The sequence below is a fragment of the Peribacillus sp. Hz7 genome (assembly GCF_042136355.1).
Classification (GTDB): Bacteria; Bacillota; Bacilli; order Bacillales; family DSM-1321; genus Peribacillus; species Peribacillus asahii_A.
This window is the reverse complement of the sequence record NZ_JBHHJV010000024.1, coordinates 20,537-46,980: the sequence shown is the minus strand read 5'-3', so window position 1 is coordinate 46,980 and position 26,444 is coordinate 20,537. Positions and strand designations below refer to the sequence as shown.

The following is a 26,444-nucleotide window of genomic DNA, read 5'->3' as shown; positions in this document are numbered from 1 at the left end:
CTAAGTTTTCAACCGATTTTTGCAAAGCGATACTATCCACTTCTTTCAAAAAAGAATACTGTTTCTTTAATTCTGGAAGTTCTTTGATGGTTTCATATTTATTCAAATAGTCCCCTTTCCAATGATTTGAGGAAAGTTGACCATTCTGCTTCATTTCTTCTGTGATAGACCAGTAAGCGTCTTTTTCTTTCTGTTTACCAAGAAAGAGATTAAAGACAAATCTTGAACAACCAATCGTCTTATGGATGAGTTCCATTTGCTTCTGATTAGGGTATAAGTGAAATTTAAAGGCTTTGTGGATGAACATGGTTGAACACCTTCTTCACCATTTACCTTATTATACCATATACAAACCCAAGGACACAAACATCAGTTCCCTTTTTTTGAAATAGTCACTAATCAGAAGGACAAAAAGGATGGTACTCCTATCATCGTCATTTTCTTATGATTCAACCAACAGTCGGACAATCGAGATGGCAAGTAAGCCATCCCAATCAGAAGGCGATTCATCCCCTCCCTACTCATTGGGCTATCACCCTTCACATTCCTTGAGGAAGGGGTATTCTCGCCTATTTTTTTGATAAACTATAGCTTTCTCATAATTCTCCCTCCTAATTTACTTTGAATTAATCAATTTATCTCATTTAAAATAATAAATATCACGAAAGAAACGAAAAAAGACCCTAAAATTAAAAGATATTCAAGACTGGAGTCGCTAAAAAATTATTTAACATATCTTTCAAAATGATGCTTCACTCATTTTTACAATGTTTATTTCCGTGTAAATAGTTCAATCTCTGTAACAAAAAAATCCCCTCAGAACATCGGTCTGGAAGGAATATAAAAATGCTCTAAATCTACTCTATCAGCGCCTCGGTTAGTAATTAATAGGGCAAGTTCCATACTAACCAAACATACACCAAAATCCTAAAATTCTCGCTAAACTGAGAGTTTAATAGTAGAAAAAAATAGATCATACCCGATAAACTCCCTGGCATGATCTATTTTCTTAAGTTCTTTTCTTACTTAATTAAGTTTATCATTGTATAAATCACAATGCTTTTTCCAAAATTTCAACGATGTCATAGTTTTCTACTGTCTCCTCAACCTCTTTTGCCTTTACCCCATCACTAATCATCGTTAAGCAGTATGGACAACCACTTCCAATCATTGTTGGTTTTGTCTCAAGAAGTTGTTCTGTTCTTGCAATGTTAATCCGTGTTCCAGTATTCTCTTCCGTCCACATCATACCACCGCCAGCTCCACAGCACATAGCATTTTCGCGGTTGCGGCCAGCTTCAACAAGTTTTACACCCGGAATCGCTTTTAATATTTCCCGTGGCGGGTCGTATACATCATTGTAGCGCCCTAAATAACAGGAGTCATGGTAAGTGATTACCTCATTTAATTCTTTTGTGAATTTTATTTTCCCTTCTTTAATCCATTGATCCAGCAATTCTGTATGATGATATACTTCTGCTTCAAGACCAAATTCCGGGTACTCATTTTTCAATGTATTATAGGCATGTGGATCCATCGTTACGATTTTCTTCACATTATGCTTTTGGAATGTTTCAATATTGGCATTAGCCAATTCCTGAAATAAAAATTCATTTCCAAGCCTTCGTGGCGTATCACCTGAATTTTTCTCTTTATTTCCTAGAATAGCAAAGGAAATGTCTGCTGCATTCATGATACGAGCAAATGACTGGGCAATCTTTTGACTACGGTTATCATAGGAACCCATGGAGCCAACAAAGAATAAATATTCAAACTCTTCTCCAGACTTCTCCATTTCTTTAACAGTTGGAACATGAATATCTTCGCGTCCTTCACGCCAATCTCCACGTTCTTTTCGATTAAGTCCCCACGGATTTCCCTGCCGTTCGATATTTGTAATTGCACGCTGAGCATCAGGATTCATTTTTCCTTCTGTTAAGACAAGATAACGGCGTAGATCGATAATTTTATCTACATGCTCATTCATCACCGGGCATTGATCTTCACAGTTACGACATGTCGTACATGCCCAAATCTCTTCTTCTGTAATGACATCTCCAATTAAACTCACACCTTCGCTCGCTGCTGCTACTTCCTGAAACCCAGCCTCAGCTAAAGCTAATTGATTCCCTTTTGTGCTTTTAAAAGCAAAAGCCGGCATCCACGGTTCTCTAGAAGTAACCGCTGCTCCTTTTTCTGTCAAGTGATTCCTCATCTTCACAATCAGATCCATTGGAGATAACGTTTTTCCCGTTCCTGAAGCGGGGCACATATTGGTGCATCGTCCACATTCTGCACATGCATACAGATCAATCAGCTGATGCTGAGTAAAATTCTCAATTTTCCCGACACCAAACTCTTCAGCTGTCTCATCCTCAAAATTAATCTTCTTCAATTTACCAACTGGTCCGCTTTTCTTAAAGAAGATATTGACCATGGCAAATAACTCATGAAATTGCTTGGACTGTGGGACAAACACCAGAAATGTGAAGACCGTTAACATATGAACCCACCAAAATACATAGAACAACACAGTTCCTGCGGTTGATCCGATGCCAGAAAATAATAACGCAATAGCACCAGAAAATGGGGCATAAGCCAGATTCGGTTCATGATCTAACATAATTACTTCGAATCCTAATGTAAGCAAGATGGATAAGGTTAGCGTACATAAAGCGATATAGACAAAAGCAGCTTTGCCATCACGCTTCCATTGCAATCGCTTTAACTTTTCCCCATAACGGCGGTAAAATCCATATACGACAGCTAACAGCATAAGGAATGTAGCCCACTCCTGCAGAAGACTGAAATATTTATGCCCTTCACCAAAAGGAAATTCATAGCCTTTAATAAATCCTTTTATGATAAGTTCTATGAGTCCTATTTGAATGATAAAAAAGGTATAAAATAAGACTAGATGCATCAAACCGCTTTTCTTGTCTTTAAATAATTTGGACTGACCAAAACCATTGATTAATATCAGATTGATTCGTTCTTTAAGGTTTGGTTCAAACTCAGCTTTTTTGCCAAGCTTGATAAATAAATAACGGGTGTATACAAGATTGACAAACAAATAGGCTGCATATCCAGCCACAGCTAGGAAAACAAGTAAATTCAACAATGATAACATTCTCTCGTCCCTCCAATGACAAACTTTTGAAGTAAATAGGAGGAAGTGAATTCCTCCCATTGCAATATTAAACTCCTGTGCCAATCATGGTTTTCTTGAATTCCTCCGCATAATCACGTAGATATTCATTTGCATCTGTCCATTTTCGTTGGATATATGTATCCAATCTTGGATACTTGCTAACGTAAAACAATTATGTTGTCCTGTGATTGAACTATTAAATGAAATATTCCCTCTCTGCCGTTTCTATTTCATGTTTACCGATTACTTGAGGGAATCCCTATCCTAGTTCTCCTTACTTTCTATAGTTTCATAACGACTGCTTCTCCATCTACCACCATCTTCTGGTGCTGATTCAATACTTGTGTTTTTAACTTAATAATTTTCTTATCATCCCTTTTTTCGACTACCTCAACAGTTGCCTTAATCGTATCCCCAATTTTAACAGGAGCAGTAAACTTTAAGTTTTGGGACAAATAGATAGAATTCACTCCAGGTAACTTCGTTCCAATAACTGTAGAAATAAAACTACCTGTTAAAAAGCCGTGGGCAATTCTTTCTTTAAAAGGTGTTTCCTTAGCAAACTCCTCATCAAGGTGAATCGGGTTAATATCGCCAGTCAGCCCAGCAAATTGAGTTATATCAGAATCTGTAATAGTTTTAGTGAAAAATTCCATATCCCCTACTTGAATATCGTTGTACGTTAGTTCTTTTATCATTAATAAACATCTCCTTTTATTTTTATAAGAGTTATATATTGCAATCTTTTCAGCCCTATTTTTTGTACAAAAGAAGCCAGCAAATCCTACAACGCTTTTACATTGATTGCTTTTACTGACTCATCTGAGGCTCGTCTTCTGACAAAGAAGATTAAGTGAATAAAGTCCGTTTCTCCATTTAGCTCCCTGAAAACGATGCCTGTCTTTTTTCAAGAAAAGCTTTCGTTCCTTCTACCTTGTCTTCTGTTCCATACAAAAAGGCTTGGGCTAAGGTTTCAATCAGTAATCCGGTATCCATATCAACCTCAAAACCTCGATTAACAACAAGCTTAGCCATTTGAACAGCAAGCGGTCCTTTTGCCAATATTCGTTCAGCCTTTTCACAGACAGCATCCATCAATTCCTCTAATGGAACCACGTCTGACACTAAACCAATCGCTTTCGCCTCACTCGCGGAAATGAATTCCCCTGTTAAAATCATATTCATCGCTCGACCCTTACCGATGATTCTCGTTAATCGCTGCGTCCCGCCAGCACCCGGGATAACCGATAAATTCAACTCAGGTAAACCGAATTTTGCATTATCAGATGCCATCCGAATATCACAGCTCATTGCCAATTCGCTTCCACCACCAAGAGCAAACCCATTAATGGCGGCAATGGTTGCCTTTTTACTATTTTCAATGCGACGATACACTTCGGTCATACTTCCATTATTGAATGCATCGATTGATTTCCTAGTCGTAAGCTGGTTAATATCAGCTCCCGCTGCAAATGCCTTATCACCAACTCCGGTAAAAACAATAACTCCTATTTCCTTATCATTCTCTAACTCTTCCAATGCAGATAAGATTTCCGTAACCGTTTGATTATTCAGGGCATTTCTTACTTCAGGACGATTAATTTTAATAATGCCAATCTGATTTTCCTTTTCAAGCAATAGATTTTGATAGACCATCATGAATTCCTCCTCATTATTGATATTTCCGATGTAATTGGACGGAAATAATCTTCTTTTAAATTTCAGGTATCCCTTCGTAAATTCTCATAATTATTCGAGCATCACTAACACCCATTTCACCTAGCTTCTTCTACACATGTCTTGGAGTGATCCCTTCTCTGTCCCATTTTTTCTAGTTTGGCAAATTCCTTTATCATTTTTTCGAAAATACTCTTGTTCTTCTGTAAATGAAAATTAAATAATGTAAATCCCTCCTCGCTTATTAATAATGCAGGTTTCATGCCAACAAGTATCCTTGGAAAGGATGGGCCAAAACCCTAATTCTTTCGCAAAATTGATAATTTTCTCAAAACTGCGAAGCAAAAATGAATATTCTTTCTCAGCACGACGAACGGAATCAACGAACTTAGAGCTAAAATTGAAAAGCAACAAACCAAACGAGACTCGCAAAACCTAGTGCAGCAAAGGCATATTAATTTTCGTCAAGCACGTTTCTAGAAATGATCAATCTTTGGATCTCATTTGTTCCTTCATAAATTTGTGTAATGCGGGCATCGCGATAAAAACGCTCCACTGGATAATCGGATACATATCCCATTCCACCATGAATTTGAACCGCTTTATCTGCCACTCGATTAAAGACATCTGAGGCAAACAATTTAGCCATAGAAGACTCTTTCACTACTTTTTTCCCTTCATCGACCATATGTGCCGCTTTTAGCATTAAATTTCTTGCCGCTTCTGTTTCCGTTGCCATATCCGCTAACATCCATTGAATCGCTTGGTTCGAAGCAATCGGTTTTCCAAATTGAATTCTTTCCTTCGCATAGGAAGCCGATAATTCAATTAGTTTTTCAGAAGATCCAACTGCTCTTGCGGCTAGCCCAATGCGGCCTTCACTAAGAATTTTTAAAGCGGCCATGTACCCCATTCCGACTTCACCGATAACGTTTTCCTCTGGAACTTCACAATTTTCGAAGATTAATTGTGCCGTATACGAACCACGCAGCCCCATTTTTTTGTCTTTTTTACCAATCGTAAAACCAGGAAAATCTTTTTCTACTAGAAAAGCAGTAATTCCACCTTTTGCTCTTTTATCTTTATCTGTCAGTGCAAAAACCGTAAAGACATCAGCAATCGGTGCATTTGTAATAAAATGCTTTGTTCCGTTTAGAATCCATTTATTCCCTACCTTTTCTGCTCTTGTCGATAAATTCGTTGCGTCTGATCCTGCACCTGGCTCAGATAAAGCAAATGCCGCTGTCTTTCTGCCTGTCGCAAGCTCCGGTAAATATTTATCCTTTAGAAATGGAGAAGCTAAGCGAACTAGCCCTGTACTTCCAATACCTGTATGGGCACTAATCAACGTCGCAAATCCGTTATGTGTTCTTCCTAACTGCTCCAAAACCGCAGCCTTTCCAACCATTCCTAATCCAATTCCACCGTATTCTTCAGGGATACTCATTCCGAATAATCCAAGTTCTTTTGCTTGCGCGATTAAATGCTCAGGAATTCTATCCTCTTCTTCAATTTGCTGTGCGAACGGCTCTACTTCATTTTCTACAAAGTTTCTTACCATTTGTCTAATTTGCTCAATTTCTGGATTTACTGTCGTAAACATGTCAATTCCCCCTAATAATTTGGAATACTATATACATAATGCAAAAAGTGTGCCAAAAGGACATTGCTTACCTTTATCAGATTTTACTTACCACTTATTCTTTGTCGATTTATATTTAAATCAACCATATAGATTACTAGCAGGTTCTCGCGTTTCAAAAATGAATCAACATTTCATTTTTGAATCACACGATAATTGTTGAAAAAACAAGTTTCAACTCATATTCGCCCATCTCCATGCGAACATGTTTTTACATGATTAAGCCAAAAACCAACAACTTCCTGCACAAGATCCTTAAATTAAACAAAAAAAGCCATCTGATAAGCTCCATTTCAAATAAGAATATTATGTTTTCCAGTCACAGCAAGTTGACTCTATATATGTTCAACTTGTTAATCCGACATAAAAATGTTTATTTGAATACACTGTTGATGTTGACGAGTGCACTGTAGTCATCAATACATACAGAAATATCCTTACCTTATTCCAGCAGCATCCGCTAAATATTCAATAAGATGAAGATAAATTTTCTCGCTCAATCCCTACTTTCATTTGAAGTAGACATCCGAGATTGGTTATAATAATGACAGTCGCTTTTGTTTCTTTCACCTCATTCTACAGATCCTTTTTCAAGCTGGTGTAAAATCAACTTCATTTCCTCTAGTTCTTCCAGTGTTCTTCCTATCGCAATTACAAATTCTGATACAAAAAATACACACTACTGAGTAGTGTGCAAATATAGTATTATTTCAGATTGTACTTAGCTATTTTTCGATACAAGCTGGCAATATGTATTTTTAGCTTTTGAGCAGCTAGAGTTCGATCACCATTCGCTTCTTGTAAAGCTCGTTGGATTGCGTTTATCTCTGCACTTCTCACTTCTTCCTCTAAACTTTGCAGAGGCGTAATTTCCCTATTTGTTGGATTGGTAGACATCTGGCGTGAAAAATAGATCGTATTCATCGAAAGGGTATCTCCTTCAACAATATTCATACCCCTTTCAATAAAGGCCTTTAATTCACGAACATTTCCTGGCCATTCATAGTTCAAGATCCACTCTTGAAGCTTGGAATCAATGAATTTAACGTCCAGATCAAACCTCTCATTAAAAAAATCGATAAAATAATGAGCTAATGATAGGAGATCCTCTTTTCTCTCCCGAAGTGAAGGAATTGTTAAATCGAAGACATAAAGTCGATAAAATAAATCCTGCCTAAACTTCCCTTCCTCAACAAGTTTTCCTAAGTCACGATTCGTTGCTGCAATAATACGGATATCGATATTTTTACTAACGGTTCCTCCAATGCGCTCAACCTCTTTTTCCTGAAGCACACGGAGCAGCTTTCCTTGTGCTTCATAAGGAAGTTCTGATATTTCATCAAGAAAAAGGGTACCATTCATAGCTAATTCAAACTTTCCAGGTTTTCCTTCCTTTCTTGCTCCACTAAATGCTCCGGGTTCATAGCCAAAAAGCTCTGATTCAAATAATTCCCCCGGGATAGCTGCACAATTTACTGCAATAAAAGGATTGTTTTTCCTTCTGCTTATACCATGAATCGCTTGAGCGAATAATTCCTTTCCCGTCCCACTTTCCCCTGTCAGCAGCACCGTTGAATTACTAGTCGCAATTCGAATGGCTAATTCTTTAGCCTCCTTCATTGCCATACTATCCCCAATAATTTCCTCAAAGCTGTATTTGTTTTGGTGGGGCTTTTTTTTGTTCATTTTAGCTACATCAATCGCATGCATGAACGATACCATTTCATGATGCTCAATATCTCCATCACGGGCTATCACCCGATAAATCTCCTGTTGATTCTGTTTCATCACTCTAATTAAACAATTAATCCCGGAAATAACACCGAAGAAGACTTTTTTACGCCTTCGGCCATACATTCCATGGATTACATCATAAATTGGAGCCCCTAAGTAAGCACTCTTATTTATCGAAAAGTTTTCACAAAAATCTGGGCTGAGGTGAATCAGTCGCCCGCTGCCATCAACTTCAATGTGTCCCCAGTCTTCTAGTAAATTTATCGTCTTCTCCATATCAATCACCTTTCCGATAATACAAAAAGAACAACTTGTCCTTTAATTACCTCGGTTCCATTTTGATTGAAGCATGTAACCTTTTGCGTAACCCAATTTCTTTCAAGATTAACATCAATAATCGTCAATTCAGCGGTAATGACATCTCCGGCATGTACCGGATGATAATAAATCATCTCTTTTTGCAGCAATACACAAGCACGTCCCGGAAGTTTATCGGTAATCACTTGGGTAACTAATCCCTCCACCAACATTCCAGGAACAATCGGCTGCGAATAACGATTCTTCCAACTATCCTCATTTCGTTGATAGATTGGATTAAAATCTTTTGTTAATTCATTGCATTGTTGAACATCGTCTTCTGTAAATATCCGTCGCAAACGGGCTATTTGTCCGATAAACAATTCCGAAGTAGATAAGTTCATTTATACTCTCCTTTATTCACAGACTTTTCTGCTGTATCAAAAGTAAGTTTCATAATCACATAGATTTTCATTTGCATCTCTCCATTCTCGTTTTATCTGTCCAATACTTAAACGTAGAACAATCATGTTGTTTTGTGATTGATATATTGAACGGAACATTGCTTCTCTTGCTTAATCATATTGCAAGTTTCATACCAACAAGTATCCTTTATAAAAAAAGACCTAGATTCAGATAATCTCGCAAAAGTGATAATTTTTCGCATAATTGCGAATCGTTTTTGCGAAAAACTATTCATAAAAAAATGCACACTACTAGGTAGCGTACATTAAGCTTACTTGTATAAGGCGTACCACCAACATGTTGTACACGAAGCACAATGTAATTCCCTCTTTCATTATCCTCGCCACTTGTACCTGACACCCGGATTTTTTTCACTTTCAAGTGATTCCCCTGTTAACACAAGCGGAATTCCTTCAGGCAAGGATGAAGCAGCGGGAGCATCGTCTAATATTTTTAAAAGAGTTCCTTTTGGGACAAATGGATACAATTCTTCAATATGGTGATTCAACAAGCGGAAGCAGCCTGCTGACACACTTCTTCCGGCCGAAGAAGGCTTGTTTGTTCCATGTATGGCTACTTCTTGTTCGAGTACAATCCCTCTTGTGCCAAACGGAGAGCCTGGACCATTCGGTTCCACCACTCTTTCTGTTACATATGAAGATGAAAACGGCATTCCTTTTTTTCCTGTAGCTATAGGGTAAACAGCAATCGTTCTGCCATGAAATGAAAGTGCCAATTTGTGCACACTCGGATAAATGAGGATTTCCACTAGTTCTTTTCGAGCATCAAGAGAAGTACCTGCTAAAAGAAGAGTATAGCTTCGGCCCGTTCGCTTATACGTAATTCCTTTAGGAACATACGAAATCCAGTTATTCGGATAAGGACTCACTAACTCCTCAAGCGAAACAGGATAGCGCTTTTTTGCTTGATAAAAATGCACAATTGCGCTGTTTACAACGAGCCATTCTATATGCTTGAAATTTGTTACATCAACCGGCAGCAATGCACCGTCTTTTTGAGCAATGTTAGTCTCCTGCTGTGAAGCGTTTTTCTTCTTGTACCCAGGTGTAGAATCATGTATCGCTGTAGACGCATCGACAGCGTTTTCTTCCGTGAACATATCTGTAAAGTGAAAAAAATAATGATTTAAAACAAATGCAGTATACAAAAAAAATAAACAAGAGAAAAAGATTAGTAAAGCCAGCAACCTTCTACTCGATTGCTTCTGCTTTGCTTGTGATTTAGCCTTTCTTACACGCATGTAGCGATTTTGAGCTTTATTCATCTTTCCCGCCTCCTGCTTCTTTTAATGCCGGTGCATAAAGAGTTTGCCGGCGATAAAATGAGCCCCGGCTATATTGTTTACACACTCAACCTTGTTTTAAAGCAGATCGATGACTCACAAATTGCTCCAAATGTAAATGAAACACTTTTCCTCCTTAACTTGTTTACTTAGCTTATTTTCTTGCTTTCTCGGGAGTGGCTACTCTGTTTATATAAAATGTCCTAACACTTAGATTGATTTTCGATACATTTTTAAAATTTACATTTTTTTACATTATATAAAAGTATACCATCAGTTCTTAATATAGAACAATAAAACACAATTTTCCCCTGCGTTTTCAGCAAAAAAAAATCGCCCCAAAAGGAGACGATTTTAATCAGTTCATTTGATTATGCTTCTTTCCGTCATATTAAGTTTTGGCGTCTGTCAATTTTCTAAACTATCTTTTATACAGTACTTTTGCATAAATGTAAGTAAAAAGGGACATATACATGTTCGCTCAACAAGTAGTCTCCGCACATGACCAGTCTCTTGCATGTTTCAAAGTAATATCGATAAACATTGATAAAGCTGGGGAAATCCATTTGTTTTTGTGATAAACGACTTGGGAGTATATCTGTTTTAAATCAGCGTCGCAAGGAATAATTTTTAACCTTCCTGCCTCGATTTCATCATTTACTGTCATTAAAGGTAAATAAGCAATACCAAGCCCACTCATTACAGAACGCTTTATGGCCTCAATACTCCAAAGCTCCATGATGTTGGAAGGTACAATCCCTCTATCACGTAGGAACTCTTCAAATATTCTTCGATAACTACCTTCTTTCTCGTTCACAATCAAACACTCGCTTATCTTTTGATTTTCGTAGCTTTTATCTAAAATATTCAGCGAACAGTCAGGACTTCCAACAAGAACAATCGGTTCGTTCATTAACGGATGGATGACTAAATCCAAATCCTCAAACTGTGGCAACATAACAAACGCAACATCTGCACTACCATTCATTATGGCTTTCTTGTTATCTCCGCAAGAGGCGTTACTTAAACGGATGCTTACATGAGGAAATTTCTTTCGATATTCTTTTAATATTGGTTCTAGGCGGAATACTGTTAGAGACTCAGGAGCCGCAATCTTTAATGTCCCTCTAATATCCTTTTCCTCACTGGTAATGCTTTCAATTTTTCCATAAGTATCTAAAATATCTTGTGTATAAGGTAACAACTTATTACCAATTTCAGTTAATCTTATCTTTCGACCCATCCGATCAAACAGAGGTGCACCTAAATGCTCTTCAAGTGCCTGAATATGAGAAGTCACCGTGGATTGAGTGTAACCTAAATGCTCTGCTGCTTGTGTGAAGCTACCCGTTTCAATGACCTTTTTAAACGTAACAAAATGGCGTATTTCCATCATTTCACCCACCTTTATTTTACTCTTACTTCTATAGTATCAAAAAAATCAATGAATAGTTTCATAAACTTCAATTTTACTAATGATTAGCCACAAGTTAATATTAAGAAAAAACAGGAGGCTATTTATATGAAGACAACGGAGGTGGTTGCGTTTTGAAACGTATACACTATAGCTGGTTTATTCTTGCCATAACATTTTTCTCCATTATTGTAGCCGGAATTGTCATGTCATCATCCGGGGTTTTCATAGATCCTTTCGAAAAGGAATTTGGCTGGGATCGATCTGTTATTGCACTCGCTTTTGCCATTAGTATGTTTTTATTTGGTATATCAGGTCCTTTTATGGCAGCATTACTTAATGTGATTGGCTTAAAGAAAATGATGATCGTTTCTATGACAACTTTGCTGACAGGTATCATACTAACCTTCATTATGAATCAATCTTGGCAGATGATTATCATTTGGGGCTTAATTATCGGGCTGGGATCAAGTCTTTTTTTAACGGTATTAAGTCCATATGTAGCGAATCATTGGTTTGAGAAAAGAAGAGGTCTTGCAGTAGGAATATTAACGGCAAGTACAGCGACAGGTCAGTTAATTCTACTTCCTGTCTTAGCGGCTATTATCGATCAGTATTCGTGGCGCTGGGCCATTGGTTTAATTATGATCCTTAGTTTCACCATGCTTATCATAATCTTTTTATTTATGAAAAACACACCAAAGGATGTTGGTATTCCTCCATATGGACTTGAAGAAGAAATACAAGAGAGCCATGAAGGACAAAAGGAAAACCCTATTGTTGTAGCCTTCAATGGTTTATTCGAAGCTGTGAAAGTGAAGGAATTTTGGTTATTATCTGGTAGTTTCTTTATTTGTGGGCTTTCAACGAGCGGTTTAATTGGTACACATTTTGTTTCTTACTGTATAAGTTTTGGAATACCTTTAGTTACAGCAGCTTCGTTTCTTTCATTTATGGGAATCTTTAATCTAGTAGGAACAACTCTATCCGGTTGGCTGTCAGATCGTTTCGATAATCGATGGCTATTATTTTGGTACTATAGTTTAAGAGGGGCTTCTCTTGTCTTACTTCCTTATGCATTAACTGAAGGTTCCACTACTATGCTAGTTATCTTTACGGTGTTTTATGGATTAGATTGGATTGCAACTGTTCCACCAACTATTGGTATCTCAAGACAAATCTTCGGCACTAATAAAAGTGGAATCATTTACGGTTGGATTTATGCATCTCATCAGGCAGGTGCTGCAGTAGCTGCATATGGAGGGGGTCTAATCTATAAATTTTTCAACACTTACACTTGGGCATTCTTCTTGGCAGGAGTTTTCTGTTTATTAGCAAGCTTATTTGTCATTATTATTAAAAAACAACATTCGAGTCAATTAGCTAAAAAAGGAATAATGAATGTATAGCGCTGTAGAGGAAGCTAAAACTCACGTATTTACTTTCCTCTTACCGTATAAGATAAATTATTTACCTTATAAATTTTTACATATTTTAGAAAGCATCCTGTATTCAAGAGAATCTATATTTTAATTACTAAAAGGTGCTTTTCTAAAGTAAATAAACCCTAATTTCTAGGTGCTGCAACCAAGAAATTAGGGTTTTTTAGTTTAATTTCCTTAATCTTGTATATCTGCATTTTACTAACCTATGTTAAAAAGCGACTGTCTGCATTAAGCAATCTTATCTGTTCGAACGAGTTTTTAGAAATTCGTCTATTTCAAGGAACCAAGATAATAACCACCAAGGAAAATAGTCAAAATAAGGACAAAATGAATAATTGCCCAACCAAGTCTACCAAATTTGAAATGATTTATATTGATTGGCTTTCTTAAATCTCTAGGGATAATTATACAGCCAATCCATTCAAAAACTAAAAAATATATCCACCACCATGTATAAGAATCCCAAAAGCCCCATTTAAAGCTATATCTAATTAGCCCAGTATTTGTTAATGACCATGTTTCCAAAAACATTCCTATATGAATAATCGTCCAATAGAAAGGTATTTTCCATCCCCACTTCTCTGGACTATAGCGAACGGATAACAGAACCATTATAGGAAAGAAAAGTGTAACAACAGTTACAGGCATAATTTCAATCCTAGGGAATAATAGATACGGAAATGAATAAAACTTAAATTTCACAAACATATAGCACAAAATGTTTCCAGCTAAAGCTGATAAAATAAATAACAAACCGTATCTTTTCTTATCTAATCTTTAAAAAAAGATAAGGTTCAGAAGGCCAATGATAATGACAATAATATAGGCAAAAGATTCAATATTGAATCCAATATTTATATAATCAATTAACATTTTATACGCATTCCCCTCCTTAATTCTTTTCTTTTTTAATTTCCCGAAAATCCCCATTGAAATTGCACAACTAAGAGAATCAACTTATTTTATTTCAATTTAGTAATTGGAATATGGAAGTATATAATCATAAAAACAGTAAGCATGAAGCATAGAATCCACGTTAACAATGGTCTAGTAAAATGGAGCCGTATGCCAATGAACATACAAAACCAAATAAAAGTTGACCACCCAATGTTCCAACCATTATGATGTGTATTTAATCCTACAAGTAAGCACAATGCTTCTACTACTGCCCACATCGATGTCCATAGTAATATATAGCTTATTTGATTAATTAAACGTTTTTTGAAAGGATAGTGTGAGAGATAAATTAAAATCAATGGAGGATAATAAAGATAAACCATAAATAAATCAGTAAGTGTATGATTAGGAAGAAATGACGTCCCAGGAAAATACCATAATGATTTATTGTACGTTAGAAGACTAACAGTCAAACTCAATGTCATTACAAAAAGCACGGTTGAATAATATTTTTTCCAATTTCTCCAATCGCTGAAACGCCACGCTACGATCAGTACTATAAATTCAAAAATTATTGTTAAATAGTTTAAAAACCCCAAACCTTTCACCCCGAATTTAACTCTTATAGCCTCCCTTGATTATGTATATAACCATTGCTATTAGTTTATATAGTTTCCTTTTTTAGGGGTTTGATTCAAATTTATCTATATTAAAATTTTTTAAAGTCTTCTTTGTTAAAATTCGACTTTGATTATGTATTCTTGTTCAGCAAAATCGCCCTAAAATGAAAAATGAGCGCTTATCCATTCTTGGAAAGCGCCCGATTGTGGAATAACGATATAAAAAAACAGCTACCTATGGCAACTGTGACTATTGAAGAAAAGTTACTTTGGTTTAAATACCAGAAATAATATTTTAACGTTTCGCCCACCCTTTACCATTTAGGAAATCTTTCATAATTAAAATAATAGGTTGAAAAACCACATAATTTGTTTTAAGAAAAAAGACTAATATATACCAAGGGCAATTAAACCAAAGATAATAATGACCACATAAATTAAAGTTAAATTTGTAAAATTTCTTTTGGTTGAGCTACTATAATTATCGTCACCCTTCCCTGCGATTAATAGTGTTAAAACAATAGCTATTATTAAAATAATATTTAAAAGAAATCTATTAAGGGTTCATTAATTGTCCTTTGTGGGAGGGCAAAGTCTCGAAGTGAGCAGCGGTAAACAAGCGGAAGCGCGGCAGGTCTGAGAACTGTTTATAGTATTTTTACTAAATTTAAAGAGGTACAGGCTACATAACATACTCTTCAAGTTAAAATTTAGAGCTCCTTTAGAACAAAATTTAGGGGTTTATTAGTATTGTTTGCTAAAGAATGGACAGCATAAAGACAAGTATTTTCATTATTAAGACTCACCATGAAAAGTTTGAAAGGAAAAACATTAAAAAGGAGTAAACGATGCATTGGTATGAAAAGTTAAATCAATATTTTCCGATTGAAGAAATGAAATCAAGAGACCACATGGAAACCTTACTTGAAGAGCGTTCAGATATCTATCATAAGGATGAGAGCTCTAAACATATTCTAATGTATGTTGAACTAGATAATTTTATTTTTATTGATTATCTTCTCGTTTCAAAAAATGCTAGAGGTGAAGGACTCGGGCATAAACTATTGGAAAAACTAAAACGAAAAGAAAAACCGATTATACTTGAAGTAGAACCAATTAACTATGAAGACAGTGATTCAGAAAAAAGACTTCATTTTTATAAACGTGAAGGATTTGAGCATGCTAACTCCATTGGGTATGAGAGAAGGTCCCTTGCAACAAAAGAGCTTAATGAAATGGAAATCCTCTACTGGGCACCCAATAATGAGTCGGAAGAAATGATCTTTGAAGCAATGAAGAAGACATATAATCTGATACATACATATAAGGATCAACATTTTTATGGTGAATCCTATCAACCAGTTGAGGAAGTTCTAACCTTTAGCAAAGAGTCGAAAAATGAAAATTTATTTGAAAACCTATGACTTTTATATTGTCACTTAGTTAATCGATTGGTGGTTCTGGTGCAAAAACTTGAAAAAAATATAAAAAAGCGAAAGATTTCCAGTGACCCCTGGTCTTATGCAACTAGTCCAAACAGTTGATGGATGAATTCTTTTTGATTTTGGACAGACTTCTCCCCTTGAAGATTCTGTCCTTTTTTGATCATGTTCATAGCCTCTAGCCCCGTAATCATTCGTTTGGCAGTCCGTAAGGACTTTAATCCAATCATCGGGCGAACTCATTTTTTAATAAAGCGATGATCCTGCTCCACGATATTGTTGAGATATTTAACTTGCCTTAGTTGGATGCCTTTAGGCATCTGTTTTTCTTCTTTTAACTCTTGAATAGCGATAGGAATCGGTGTACCCAACACATGATCGTTGTGTGAGCCATGGATAAGCCTCGTTCCTTCATCATTTCCACCAAATCAAAAAAAGCGACCCCTAGTGATAAACCCAAAGCAATTGAAAAAATCCTGTAATAATCTATTTCTGCTGGTTTAAAAAAAGAATAATAAATGATACTCGTCCCACTAAGAAAAACAATAGAAGTAAGAAATCTATACATTCTTTTTCTAGTAACAGAGTATGCAGCAAACACAAAAGGAAGAAAGGAATATTTCCCCTTCCCTCCCCCAGCATCTTTCCAAGCATCCCACATAGCAAAGAAATATAAACAGGGATAAAACATTAACCATTGAGAATCCACCTGTACAATCGCCTTTTCTATATCCACTTGAAAACTTGAAATAATGACTTCGTTCAAATTGCTTTTAGCATTTATTAAAAATTCCAAGAAGACCAACACAATACCTTTTATTAATTTACCATTTAGAAATTGAACAAATCCAGGAAGTGCTATATTCCATAATAACGCTTCTTTTCTGTTCGTCACATTGTTCTATTCCTTTTCTATATTCTTTTTTCAATTAGCTTGCTAATGGAGATTTTTTCAATCTATTCGATTGTCAATTAACTTCTATCAAATGCTTTTGGTGGTGATTCCAACCATCCTTTATCAATTAAAATATTGGCAGCATCATCAACAAATACACCAACATTAGTCATATTTCTTACATATAATGCACCTATATCTCTTCTTCCATTTACCGCTAATGAGTTTCCAAATGACCTAATCTTCATAGAGAACATGTCCAACTTATGAGATAACATTATTTTATCAGAAAAAGGAGGATAGTCGGATGTTGTAACCAAATGGTCAATGTATGACGGTGTTGGTAAGTTTTCTGAATGAAGCTTTTCAATACACTGCTTCACTGCTTTATCAGTCATTTCTAAACCTTTTTTAAACAATGATTTTATTTTTTCATCCTTAACTGTTTGATAAAATCCCAATAATAACGCTTTACTTGTTATATTATTTTCAATGTTATCGTAAAGGTGAACAATTTCCATTGCATGTAATGGTCTAACATCTCCAAACCAACCGTTTAGATAGCTTTGTTTATTAGCAAACTCCGGTTTTTCAGGTGTAGGAATACTTGGAGGTTTAACAATTAATTTTTTTTCAAATAAAACATTATTAATCTGTCCTAATAGGATATCTGTGCATTTATTTGCATAAACAAAAAATTCCCTTATATCCTCTCTTATTATTAACGGAATTGCTACTGAATAGATACTAAGCCCCGCCTTAGCCGTATATTTTAAATATTGCACGTAAAATTCATCTTCGTATAAACGAGGGGCACCAAGATTTACATCATCCTTTGAAAAACCAACAGGTATAGGGAAATTTTCCTTTTTAAAAACATTTTCTATCCTCTGCATAAAATCTTTGGATAAGGCTAAACCATTTTCAAGTAAAGTCCTAATATATTCATCCTCACAATGTTGTTGAAAATAAGGCAAGATTTGACTTGCCATACTGTTCCCCATATAGGTAACCCAAAGTTTACCGATTTCAACCGATGTAAATGGCTGTGACCCGTCTAATTCTTTTGAACTTAAATTAATTGGTTTCATAACATCCATTGGATTAAATTCTTTATCGGTGGTCATAAGTAATCCCCTTATCTCTATGTTTCATTAGGTTTAAAGTTACCAATAGACTGTAGTCCTATTCGAGTTAACAGCCTCTTTATAAAAATAGAGGCTTATTTTTTAGTATCGGTTTTAGGTCGATTTCGTCAATCCGATTGGATACTAAATTCCGTGATTTAGGAATTTTTAAAATTCTAAAATATGGGACTTAAATAAAAAATGAGCGCTTATCCTTATTCTGATCTGACCCCTGTCAAGTAGACACAAAAAATAAGCGCAGTTAAGAAGCCTGACTTCTATATTCGATAGGAGTCAGGTTGTTTAGCTTGGTTTGAAACCTTTCGTGGTTATAAAAGTGAATGTAGTCTTTAATAGCCCTTCTAACCTCTTGCGAAGTTTTAAAAGTATGCAGGTTAAAACATTCTGTTTTTAAATGACTAAAGAAATTTTCCATACTAGCGTTATCCCAACAGTTGCCCTTTCTAGACATACTAGCTTTCATTTTATTTCTTGTGAGTAGCTGATTATAGTTATGGGAAGTGTATTGGTATCCTTGATCACTATGGAGAAGAAGTCCCTTTACATTCCTTCCTTTTATGACTTTTTTAAGAGTATCCAAGACTAGTTTATAATCATTACGTCTACTAATTTGGTACGCAACAACTTCGTTATTATATAGGTCTTTGATGGCAGACAAGTATAGTTTCTGTCCATTGAAAATGAGGTACGTAATATCAGTTACCCACTTTTCATTAGGGCGAGAAGCGTAAAAGGCTCTATTTAAATAATTATTCGAGATCAGATAAGGTTCTTTCTTACCGTAATAAATTCGTTTCTTCCTGATAATTGCTTTAATACCTAGCTCACTTAGTAACCGTTGAACTTTTTTGTGATTAATGTGAATATCATAGGTCCTCTTTAACCAAATTTGTATTCCTCTATAGCCATAGATGCCCTTATATTTCTGATGACATTCTATTATTTTCTGCTTTAGCTTCTCATCCTCTATCTGCTTTTCCGAAGGTAATGCTTTACGCTTTACCCACTTGTAGTATCCACTTCTTGATACTTTAGCTAGATGACAAAGTAGCTGTATAGAATGAGCTTGTTTAGATAAATCATTAATGATTTGAAATAGAATACTAAGCTTTAGATCCACTCCTCCTTTCACATCTTTAAAAGCTTTTTTAACAGTTCATTCTCAGCTTCTAATCGCTTTATTTTCTGTTGGTTATTTTCAAAGGTAGATGAAGAGACTCTAGACCCACTTTTTCTGCCACGTTTTTCTCTAAGACCAACCATCCCATCTTCACTAAACTGTTTATAGCATGAAATATTTTAAGTTTTTATTGAAAAATATTGACAAACTATTAGCTGGTTTAATGGAATAACTAAAATAAGACCTTATTCAAAAAAACACTTATGCTACTTAAACTAACGCCCTCGTTAGCAATAAGGAAGTTATAATACTTTAAATTTTTTCTAAGGTTGATTTAATGAAATCAGTTTTTTTGTCTGCGTATTTGTGCTTATTATTTTTATTTAATGTTGCCAGTTTAAGTTTGAGTCGTTCATATTCAACTCTTGATTCATCGTTATTTCTTAAATAATCTCTGAATTTTAGTTGTTCGAGTAAATATTTGTTTCCACTTTGATACATATGTATTTGATGTGTCCTTGGCTCACCTTTGCTGAAATAATGTCTATCAGGTAATACATTTTCCCCTTTATAAGAGTATCCCAGCTTTTCTAGAAACTCTACACAGTTTTGACCATCTCGAAAATCCTTAATTTCAATAGCAATATCTATAATTGGCTTTGCACTTAAATTCTTTACTGCTGTACTTCCAATATGATGGACATTTACTATATACTCACGAATAATATTTTGAATTCTCTCTTTCTCTAATAAAAATTCCTTTTCCCATTCAGTTGTCCAAGGAACTAAAAACACCTTTCCTCTTGGCAATCCAAGCAATTTTATTCCTCCATCCATTTCTTTATTTCACTTTATAAAATTCGATTTTCTTCTTACACTAACCTCCGTTTGTTGAATAAGAAGATACTAATCCCTGTTCATTCATAATTCTCCCAATATGACGTCTTGATACGACACACCCCTATTTCTTCAACTCTACTTTGATTTTGCGAGTACCATAATTCTGACGGCTCGAACGGAAGATCTCGATTACTTTAGAAGAAAGAACATCTTCAGATGCTCTTTCTTTTGCTTCATAGTAATAGGTGCTTCTGGGAAGTTTCAGGACTTTACACATGGCTGATATCGAGTATTTGTGTTGATTGTTTTTGATTACATTTACTTTCGTCCTAGTATCAGCGCAGCTTGCTTTAAAATGTCGTTCTCCATTTGCAATTGTTTTAGTTGCTTACGTAGTTCCATTAGTTCTGATTCTTCTGATGTTCGATTATCAGATTTTTTGAAAGAACCGGAGGTTTTATATTGAGATATCCACTTATCTAAAGCCGATGGCGTCAGACTGTACTCCTGAATGAGATCTTTCCCAGGCTTCCCATTCATATATAGCTGCACCATTTGTTGCTTAAATTCTTGTGGAAATGTTCTTCGCTCTCTTTTGGTCATGGTAGGTTCTCCTCGACTATATTAACTGTAGTCTACTTGACCTTAAAATATCTGTCCAACTAAGTGTAGCCTATCCATATTGTATGGGGCCATTTATTGTCCGGTAAAGCTAATACTAAATATAGAGTGATAGAAATACGGCTTTACTTTTAACTACTTTGCATAAGGAACGTAGAAATTATTAATACTATTTAAAAAATAAAGGAATTTTACAGATTTAGCTGCTGATCTGAGATAAGTATAGGGTGATAAAAATGTGGAAAGCGATTGTTTCCTACCTTCCAGAATGGCAGGTTTTTATACAAGCTTTTATTGTGTTTTTTATTCCGTATCTAATCAGCCAATTGTTTAAATGGCTTCGCACCTCAAAGGATGAGTGATGATAATGAAAGACTGGATATCAAAGATTAATAAAAAAGGCAAAGTCACTAACAATGACAAACAAGAATCATCTACCTCCCAAGGTACAACCGGTCAGTTTACAGATAATTTCATTTTAAATCTTGAAATGGTCAAGCAAGAAATTGGACATAATTGGGATGTGCATTTTCGGGAATTTAATTTAGGGCGTACAGGTATAAGGTCTATTATCATTTTTGTGGACGGACTATCGGATAAAGACCTCATTGATAAGCATATTATGCCATCATTGATGGTTGATTTTTCAGCAGAATATAAGCAGAACCTTCCTTCCTTCAAAGAAGGCATTTCAAAAGAATTTATAAAAAATGAAGTGTTATCCATTAGTGATGTGGAAGAAGTTCGTTCCATTAAAGAGTTAGCATCAAAAGTACTAACAGGCTCTACCGCTCTTATAATTGATGGATTATTGGATGCGCAAATCCTTGGAACTACAAAACTTAAAACAAGAACGATTGAAGAGCCGGTATCAGAGGCACTAGTCAGAGGTCCACGAGTCGGTTTCACTGAATCTTTGAGTGATAATACAGCTTTTTTAAGGGGCAGTGGTGAAATTGAGAATTTATCGTTAGTAAAATTCCAAGTAGGAAAGCGTTCAAAAAAAGATTTAGTTGTCGCTTACATAAAAGATATTGTTGATCCCGAACTAGTTCAAGAGGTAGAAAATCGAATTAAGAAAATTGATATTGATAATGTGCCTGAATCAGGTTATGTAGAACAACTCATTGAAGATAATTACCTAAGTCCTTTTCCGCAGGTACAGAATACAGAGCGTCCGGATCGTGTGATCGCTGCTTTGATGGAAGGTCGAGTGGCCATCTTATTAGATGGGACGCCCTTTGCTTTGATCGCTCCGGTTACCTTAAGCATGGTGTTGCAATCACCGGAAGATTATTATGAAAGGTGGATTCCTGGCACATTCATACGAATGCTTCGTTACCTCGCAGCTATTCTGGCTCTTTTTACGCCGTCTTTGTACATAGCTTTTATCTCATTTCATTCAGGGATGATTCCGACCAAACTGGCCATCTCCATTATAGGAACCAGGTCCGGCGTTCCGTTTCCGGCACTTATCGAAGCATTATTCATGGAAATATCCATCGAAATTTTGAGGGAAGCAGGACTGCGCTTACCTAAGCCAATCGGTCCGGCAATGGGAATTGTCGGCGGTTTAATCATTGGGGAAGCTGCTGTACAGGCCGGGATCGTTAGCCCTGTTTTGGTCATTGTAGTAGCGTTAACCGCTATTTCATCATTTTCCATTCCGCAATATAGTACGGGGTTTACATTACGGATTCTTCGTTTTCCCGCAATGCTATGTGCTGCCACATTTGGATTATACGGGGTCATTCTCTTTTTTCTTTTTATGGCCAGCCATTTAGTGAAATTAAAAAGCTTTGGTGTACCTTATTTGAGTCCAGCCGTTCCTTATCGTTTAAGTGAATGGAAAGACCTGATGATTCGCATGCCACTCATGATGATGAAACGCCGGCCAAAGATGATGCATACGAAAAATCCTATACGTAAAGGATAACCTATCGATGAAAGAGTGATTAAAAAATGATTCTCAGTCCGAAAGACCAAATTACCACTCCTCAAGCAACTGTCATTGTCATCAACTTTATACTTGGTACAGGATTACTCACCCTACCCAGATCATCTACGGAGAAAGCGCATACACCAGATGTATGGATAAGCGTTATTTTAGGCGGGGTTATCGCCATAATCGCAGGGGTGATCATGGTTAAATTAGGCCAGCAGTTTCCAAAAAAGACCTTTTATCAATACATCAATGAAATTGTAGGAAAATGGGTGGGTGGGTTACTCAATTTAGCTATAATCTGTTATTTTCTTATGACTTCCGGGTTTCAACTCCGTTCAATGGCGGAAGTCATAAGGTATTTACTTCTGCAAGGTACCCCTACATGGGCTATTACTATGACTTTCATGTGGGTGAGTCTCTATCTGATTATCGGCGGCATTAACCCAATCGCCCGTCTTTTTGAAATTATATTACCTTTGACACTTATCCTTTTTTTGGTTGTTTCCTTTATGAGCATTAAAATATTTGAGATCAATAATCTGCGTCCAGTATTAGGAGAAGGAGTTATCCCTGTACTAAAAGGAGTAAAGACAACGGCTCTCGCTTTTACAGGGCCTGAAATCATGTTACTGCTTATTCCGTTTATGAATCAGCCAAAAAAAGCAGTAAAAGCCGTGCTTGTTGGAGCGTCCATTTCATTAATTTTTTACGTGATAACGGTCGTAATGGTTATCGGAGCATTATCCGTTGATGGAGTGGTAACGAGAACATGGCCGACACTTGATCTTATACGAAGTTTTGAAGTCTCCGGTTTGATCTTTGAACGGTTTGAATCTTTATTGCTCGTGGTTTGGATTATGCAAATATTTTCCACATTCACCATCACATACTATGCAGCTTCTTTAGGGCTAGCTCAACTTTCAAAAAAGAGCATTCAACCATTTATGTTTGGCTTGCTTCCGATTCTATATATCATTTCCATGATTTGGAAAAATGTCAATGACCTCTTTAAATTTGGAGATTTCATCGGCAATTTCGCATTATTTTTATTTGGTTTACTCCCGCTTCTCCTGCTTATTATCTCAAGAATAAAGGGAGGAAAATATGAAACAATCACATAGCCATATACGCCCTCTCTTCATTTCCATCTCGGCTCTTTTGTTCTTATCCCTTACAGGATGTTGGAGCAGTCATGAAATTGAAGAGCAAAGTCTAGTTATAGGTTTGGCATTGGATAAAGGCAAGCAGTCCTCCATTGAGAAAAAGTTAAACGAACAAGGGTTGGGTTATTCAAAAAGAAACCTGATTACTGCAACCTATCAATTTATCACGCCAGAAGTAGCAAGTTCAACAACAAAACAAGCCGGACCACAACAAAAATCTTATGTTAATGCTTCTGAAACGGGAGATTCCAACCATCAAATAGTTCGTGAATTATCATTGAGAAGTGAACAACCCCTAACCGGTTACCATATGAAAGTGGTTGTTATCAGTGAAGATCTTGCAAAATCGTATAAATTGGAACAATTACTTAATCAAAATCTTCGAGACAGCGAGGTTAGACTAAGCTGTCTTGTGCTCATTAGTAAAGGAAAGGCAAGCAAGACACTGGAAACAAAGACTGCAGGAGGAATTCCAGCCTTTCGTCTGGTTAGCATTGTAGAAAATGCATATCGTTCAACGAGGATTTTACCTCCTATGTCGTATAATAAAGTAGAGAGCAAAATCCAATCAGAATCTAGTTTTCTATTGCAAAATGTACTGTCAGCGAATGGGGAAGTCAAATTTGCGGGAGCTGCCGTGATCGATGGAAAGACACACACAATGACTGGATTTTTGAATGAGGAAGAACTAGAGGGCATAACATGGATAACAGGTAAGGGAAAAGGCGGCGTAGTGAAAAGCTTTGATAAAGAAACTGGTCAGCTGCTTGTGTATGAGATAGAGTCCATGAAAAGCAGTATTATACCTCGAGTTAATGGAAACAACATCTCTTTTGATGTAAACATTGAATCAGATGGAAGACTTTCTGAAAATTGGGTGCTTTCAGGAAATGCTTTTGAAAGTGAATTTCTCAAAAAAGCAGAAAAATCTTTTGAAAATGAAGTGAAACGCTTGGTAGGGAATGTAATAGAAAAAATGCAAAAAGAATACCGAGTGGACGTTGCTGGCTTCGGAGATTACTTGAAAATTGAGAACCCCAAAGTATGGAAGAAAGTCAAAAAGGATTGGGATCAAACATTTAGTGAGACCCCGATTAACTACCATGTAAAATTAACGATTAAAGATTATGGAACATTAGGATCATAGAAGTGAACCTTATCGTTCGTGCAGAATTTGATATAGATATTATTAATCGGCATTCTATGGTGTATAGAAGTGTTAGATCCTTTGATACATGAATAAATAGAAAGAGCATGTTTTGAGAAAAGATTAATCAAAACATGTTCTTATAATATTTAATTGGAGTATTTTTTATTAAAAAGATTGATCATTTTTGTGTTTCTTAATGAACTAAACCAGCTAACAGGATGTAACTATATTCCTCTAAAATCCCCCCTTATGATATACTATTTTTGTCTATGCCAAATAACCCTCCAAAACCCTTTTGGAAGGATTTTTCTCTGTTTCACAAAACCGTTAATTAGGCTAAATCTAGGAACGTTTCTTTTCTCTTTAATAAAGCGTAATTCCAATGAAGCAACTTATTAATACAGGCAACGATTGACACTTTGGCAGGTTTTCCTTCTGATTTTTTCTTATCATAGAATTCTTTAAGCTTTTTTGTTCCTTGAACTTCTTATGCCGCATAGTACGGCAAGATACAGAGAATGACGTAGTCTGCTCGAACCTCTTTTAGTAATACGATTAATGATTGCCGTAAGCTTCCCCGATGAATGAACACTTGGATTTACTCCAGCGAAGGCAACCAGTTTTTTCGGATGATTAAACCGATCGATTTCACCAATTTCAGAGACAATCGTGGCTGCGATTTTTTCTCCTATACCGGGAATCGATTGGATGATCTTATATTCTTTCATTTCATTTGCCAGGACCACTATACGCAGAGAGGTGTCCCTGGTAATGAAAAAGCAACTCAATATACATACGAACATTGATTACGTAACTTTGATACACGTTTTTTTGGAATGGATTTCGAGATGTAGAGTCCGTTATTTTTTTTGCATTTTTCCATGCCCATTGATCCCATTGGCTAGAACAGAACTCTATAACACTCTCTGCTAGTTTACTTTCCCGGCTGTTAATACGGCCTCTGAAGTGGGATATTTCTTTAATATCAATAAAGAAACCCTTGAATATAGACCCCCAAAAACCTTCCGGCACCCAAAGAACACTTGTTCTGTAATGGTATGAAACTGAAATTTAGCTTCCACAAACATATTCATTACGATTTCCTGTTGTCTTGACAAATTCCGAAGGTCTAATAGCTGAATTCCTCTAATTTTATGAGGTTCAAAATCCTCTTTGTAATACAGCACATACAACTGGTACGTATCGATAGCGTCTGTTTTTACCTTCCGTAAACTGTCTTCTTTGCCTGATAAAAAATAATCGGATTTAGTAAGATATATAGAATCCCTGTTCCGCCAACTATTGAATAACAGGAGTATGGTAATGCCCTGTAAATTCTAAAATGACCATAGGCATCTGCCCTGTCATCTCTTCAATTTCTTTTAAAGAGTCTAAAAAATGATCTGCTTCATTCAAATTTATTCGTACAAGAAGTATTCCAGACGAAATAAAATATAGCAAAGTACAATAAATAA

The 26,444-nt window shown here is 36.0% G+C and carries 19 protein-coding genes and 4 pseudogenes; 5 read left to right on the top strand and 18 right to left on the bottom strand.

Annotated features, from left to right (window positions below; translation table 11 throughout):
* The 9 genes from ACE199_RS20495 to ACE199_RS20455 all read right to left on the bottom strand — a co-directional run.
* Positions 1–307: helix-turn-helix domain-containing protein (locus tag ACE199_RS20495; protein ID WP_375351381.1), on the bottom strand; the 307-nt coding region annotated here is incomplete at its 3' end.
* 744 nt (positions 308–1,051) lie between these two features.
* The gene (locus tag ACE199_RS20490) at positions 1,052–3,130 is read right to left on the bottom strand and encodes a (Fe-S)-binding protein (RefSeq protein ID WP_375351380.1); all 2,079 of its coding nucleotides are present in this window, start codon (positions 3,128–3,130) and stop codon (positions 1,052–1,054) included.
* Between the two features lie 302 nt (positions 3,131–3,432).
* Entirely contained in the window at positions 3,433–3,849 is a 417-nt protein-coding gene (locus ACE199_RS20485; protein ID WP_252289491.1) for a MaoC family dehydratase, read from the bottom strand.
* 178 nt (positions 3,850–4,027) lie between these two features.
* On the bottom strand, positions 4,028–4,810 hold the full coding sequence (locus ACE199_RS20480) for an enoyl-CoA hydratase/isomerase family protein (protein WP_375351379.1): 783 nt from the start codon (positions 4,808–4,810) through the stop codon (positions 4,028–4,030).
* A gap of 472 nt (positions 4,811–5,282) precedes the next feature.
* Positions 5,283–6,431 (bottom strand): acyl-CoA dehydrogenase family protein, encoded by a 1,149-nt coding sequence (locus tag ACE199_RS20475; protein WP_375351378.1) that lies wholly within the window; start codon positions 6,429–6,431, stop codon positions 5,283–5,285.
* Between the two features lie 744 nt (positions 6,432–7,175).
* The gene (locus ACE199_RS20470; protein WP_375351377.1) at positions 7,176–8,480 is read right to left on the bottom strand and encodes a sigma-54 interaction domain-containing protein; all 1,305 of its coding nucleotides are present in this window, start codon (positions 8,478–8,480) and stop codon (positions 7,176–7,178) included.
* 5 nt (positions 8,481–8,485) lie between these two features.
* Positions 8,486–8,905 carry a MaoC/PaaZ C-terminal domain-containing protein gene (locus ACE199_RS20465; protein WP_252289495.1) on the bottom strand — a complete coding sequence of 140 codons (420 nt, stop codon included), beginning with the start codon at positions 8,903–8,905 and terminating at the stop codon, positions 8,486–8,488.
* 395 nt (positions 8,906–9,300) lie between these two features.
* A complete protein-coding gene (locus ACE199_RS20460) occupies positions 9,301–10,251 on the bottom strand; it encodes a L,D-transpeptidase family protein (RefSeq protein ID WP_375351376.1) in 951 nt (316 codons plus the stop codon).
* A gap of 499 nt (positions 10,252–10,750) precedes the next feature.
* Positions 10,751–11,665 carry a LysR family transcriptional regulator gene (locus ACE199_RS20455; RefSeq protein ID WP_375351375.1) on the bottom strand — a complete coding sequence of 305 codons (915 nt, stop codon included), beginning with the start codon at positions 11,663–11,665 and terminating at the stop codon, positions 10,751–10,753.
* Positions 11,666–11,817: 152 nt separating this feature from the next.
* Between ACE199_RS20455 and ACE199_RS20450 the strand changes: the two genes are divergently transcribed.
* On the top strand, positions 11,818–13,092 hold the full coding sequence (locus ACE199_RS20450; protein ID WP_375351374.1) for an MFS transporter: 1,275 nt from the start codon (positions 11,818–11,820) through the stop codon (positions 13,090–13,092).
* Between the two features lie 306 nt (positions 13,093–13,398).
* Here the strand turns inward: ACE199_RS20450 and ACE199_RS20445 are convergent.
* A pseudogene (locus tag ACE199_RS20445) lies at positions 13,399–13,884 on the bottom strand (CBO0543 family protein); the annotation flags it as partial.
* A gap of 206 nt (positions 13,885–14,090) precedes the next feature.
* Complete coding sequence (locus ACE199_RS20440; protein ID WP_375351373.1) at positions 14,091–14,633, bottom strand: CBO0543 family protein; 543 nt, start codon at positions 14,631–14,633, stop codon at positions 14,091–14,093.
* An 860-nt stretch (positions 14,634–15,493) separates the two neighbouring features.
* Here ACE199_RS20440 and ACE199_RS20435 point away from each other — a divergent pair.
* Positions 15,494–16,069, top strand: coding sequence for a GNAT family N-acetyltransferase (locus tag ACE199_RS20435; RefSeq protein ID WP_252289503.1), 576 nt, complete (start codon positions 15,494–15,496; stop codon positions 16,067–16,069).
* Positions 16,070–16,164: 95 nt separating this feature from the next.
* On the opposite strand, the pseudogene ACE199_RS20430 reads toward ACE199_RS20435, so the two are convergent.
* The 6 genes and pseudogenes from ACE199_RS20430 to ACE199_RS20405 form a co-directional block, all read right to left on the bottom strand.
* Positions 16,165–16,443, bottom strand: a pseudogene (locus ACE199_RS20430) (DDE-type integrase/transposase/recombinase); the annotation flags it as partial.
* The gene (locus ACE199_RS20425; protein WP_375351371.1) at positions 16,422–16,982 is read right to left on the bottom strand and encodes a hypothetical protein; all 561 of its coding nucleotides are present in this window, start codon (positions 16,980–16,982) and stop codon (positions 16,422–16,424) included. The gene ACE199_RS20425 and the pseudogene ACE199_RS20430, both read right to left, overlap by 22 nt.
* A gap of 77 nt (positions 16,983–17,059) precedes the next feature.
* Positions 17,060–18,109 (bottom strand): DUF3231 family protein, encoded by a 1,050-nt coding sequence (locus tag ACE199_RS20420; RefSeq protein WP_375351370.1) that lies wholly within the window; start codon positions 18,107–18,109, stop codon positions 17,060–17,062.
* A 262-nt stretch (positions 18,110–18,371) separates the two neighbouring features.
* The gene (locus ACE199_RS20415; protein ID WP_375351369.1) at positions 18,372–19,250 is read right to left on the bottom strand and encodes an IS3 family transposase; all 879 of its coding nucleotides are present in this window, start codon (positions 19,248–19,250) and stop codon (positions 18,372–18,374) included.
* Positions 19,251–19,562: 312 nt separating this feature from the next.
* Positions 19,563–20,069 (bottom strand): GrpB family protein, encoded by a 507-nt coding sequence (locus ACE199_RS20410; RefSeq protein ID WP_375351383.1) that lies wholly within the window; start codon positions 20,067–20,069, stop codon positions 19,563–19,565.
* A gap of 73 nt (positions 20,070–20,142) precedes the next feature.
* Positions 20,143–20,693: pseudogene (locus tag ACE199_RS20405) on the bottom strand (IS3 family transposase); the annotation flags it as partial.
* A gap of 385 nt (positions 20,694–21,078) precedes the next feature.
* On the opposite strand from ACE199_RS20405, the gene ACE199_RS20400 reads away from it, so the two are divergent.
* The 3 genes from ACE199_RS20400 to ACE199_RS20390 are packed head-to-tail and all read left to right on the top strand — an operon-like array spanning position 21,079 to position 24,966.
* Entirely contained in the window at positions 21,079–22,647 is a 1,569-nt protein-coding gene (locus tag ACE199_RS20400; RefSeq protein ID WP_375351368.1) for a spore germination protein, read from the top strand.
* 26 nt (positions 22,648–22,673) lie between these two features.
* A complete protein-coding gene (locus ACE199_RS20395; RefSeq protein WP_375351367.1) occupies positions 22,674–23,777 on the top strand; it encodes a spore germination protein in 1,104 nt (367 codons plus the stop codon).
* The gene (locus ACE199_RS20390; RefSeq protein ID WP_375351365.1) at positions 23,761–24,966 is read left to right on the top strand and encodes a Ger(x)C family spore germination protein; all 1,206 of its coding nucleotides are present in this window, start codon (positions 23,761–23,763) and stop codon (positions 24,964–24,966) included. Before ACE199_RS20395 ends, ACE199_RS20390 begins: the two co-directional genes overlap by 17 nt.
* A 334-nt stretch (positions 24,967–25,300) precedes the next feature.
* Here the strand turns inward: ACE199_RS20390 and ACE199_RS23525 are convergent.
* A pseudogene (locus ACE199_RS23525) lies at positions 25,301–26,373 on the bottom strand (IS110 family RNA-guided transposase); the annotation flags it as partial.
* Positions 26,374–26,444: the final 71 nt, after the last annotated feature.

What these genes read in the sequence shown, in the direction of transcription:
- ACE199_RS20490 (WP_375351380.1), bottom strand. Translation starts at nt 3,130, where the DNA reads ATGTTATCATTGTTGAATTTACTTGTTTTCCTAGCTGTGGCTGGATAT.
- ACE199_RS20485 (WP_252289491.1), bottom strand. Translation starts at nt 3,849, where the DNA reads ATGATAAAAGAACTAACGTACAACGATATTCAAGTAGGGGATATGGAA.
- ACE199_RS20480 (WP_375351379.1), bottom strand. Translation starts at nt 4,810, where the DNA reads ATGATGGTCTATCAAAATCTATTGCTTGAAAAGGAAAATCAGATTGGC.
- ACE199_RS20475 (WP_375351378.1), bottom strand. Translation starts at nt 6,431, where the DNA reads ATGTTTACGACAGTAAATCCAGAAATTGAGCAAATTAGACAAATGGTA.
- ACE199_RS20470 (WP_375351377.1), bottom strand. Translation starts at nt 8,480, where the DNA reads ATGGAGAAGACGATAAATTTACTAGAAGACTGGGGACACATTGAAGTT.
- ACE199_RS20465 (WP_252289495.1), bottom strand. Translation starts at nt 8,905, where the DNA reads ATGAACTTATCTACTTCGGAATTGTTTATCGGACAAATAGCCCGTTTG.
- ACE199_RS20460 (WP_375351376.1), bottom strand. Translation starts at nt 10,251, where the DNA reads ATGAATAAAGCTCAAAATCGCTACATGCGTGTAAGAAAGGCTAAATCA.
- ACE199_RS20455 (WP_375351375.1), bottom strand. Translation starts at nt 11,665, where the DNA reads ATGATGGAAATACGCCATTTTGTTACGTTTAAAAAGGTCATTGAAACG.
- ACE199_RS20435 (WP_252289503.1), top strand. Translation starts at nt 15,494, where the DNA reads ATGCATTGGTATGAAAAGTTAAATCAATATTTTCCGATTGAAGAAATG.
- ACE199_RS20420 (WP_375351370.1), bottom strand. Translation starts at nt 18,109, where the DNA reads ATGACCACCGATAAAGAATTTAATCCAATGGATGTTATGAAACCAATT.
- ACE199_RS20400 (WP_375351368.1), top strand. Translation starts at nt 21,079, where the DNA reads ATGAAAGACTGGATATCAAAGATTAATAAAAAAGGCAAAGTCACTAAC.
- ACE199_RS20395 (WP_375351367.1), top strand. Translation starts at nt 22,674, where the DNA reads ATGATTCTCAGTCCGAAAGACCAAATTACCACTCCTCAAGCAACTGTC.
- ACE199_RS20390 (WP_375351365.1), top strand. Translation starts at nt 23,761, where the DNA reads ATGAAACAATCACATAGCCATATACGCCCTCTCTTCATTTCCATCTCG.